This window comes from Clostridium sp. ZBS15 (assembly GCF_023845705.1).
In the GTDB taxonomy this organism is placed as follows: domain Bacteria; phylum Bacillota; class Clostridia; order Clostridiales; family Clostridiaceae; genus Clostridium; species Clostridium aquiflavi.
In genome coordinates this window covers 1-573 of sequence record NZ_JAMQHY010000137.1, presented here as the reverse complement: position 1 = coordinate 573, position 573 = coordinate 1, and the positions used below count along the sequence as shown (strand labels likewise).

The window sequence follows — 573 nt, the reverse complement described above, 5'->3', positions numbered from 1 at the left end:
TGAAACAATAGTAGATGACTTTATGGAAAATAGGGTTATGTGGATAGGTGGATAAGCTAAGGCAATGGTTGTTTCTTCTTGTAGACTTCATGCAGTAAGATATAAGTTTGCCATGTATAGGTATTTTTGGTGTTTTTTTTTTCTTTTTTTTTTTTGTTTTTTTTTTTTTTTTATTTTTTTTTTTTTCTTTTTTTTTTTTGTTTTTTTTTTTTTTTTTTTTCTTTTTTTTTTTTTTTTTTTTTTTTTTTTTTTTTTTTTTCTTTTTTTTTTTTTTTTTTTTTTTTTTTTTTTTTTTTTTTTTTTTTTTTTTTTTTTTTTTTTTTTTTTTTTTTTTTTTTTTTTTTTTTTTTTTTTTTTTTTTTTTTTTTTTGTTTTTTTTTTTTTTTTTTTTTTTTTTTTTTTTTTTTTTTTTTTTTTTTTTTTTTTTTTGTTTTTCTTTTTTTTTTTTTTTTTTTTCTTTTTTTTTTTTTTTTTTTTCTTTTTTCTTTTTTTTTTTTTCCACTACTTTCTTTTTTTACAGTTGTTTCTTCCACTACATTTTTTTTTTTTTTTTCCTTTTTCTCTGTTTTTTTC

Annotated in this window: 1 protein-coding gene; it reads right to left on the bottom strand. The window is 13.4% G+C overall.

Annotated features, from left to right (window positions below; all coding sequences use genetic code 11):
* Window positions 1-170: 170 nt before the first annotated feature.
* Window positions 171-573: hypothetical protein (locus NG904_RS16840; protein ID WP_252232876.1), on the bottom strand; the 403-nt coding region annotated here is incomplete at its 5' end.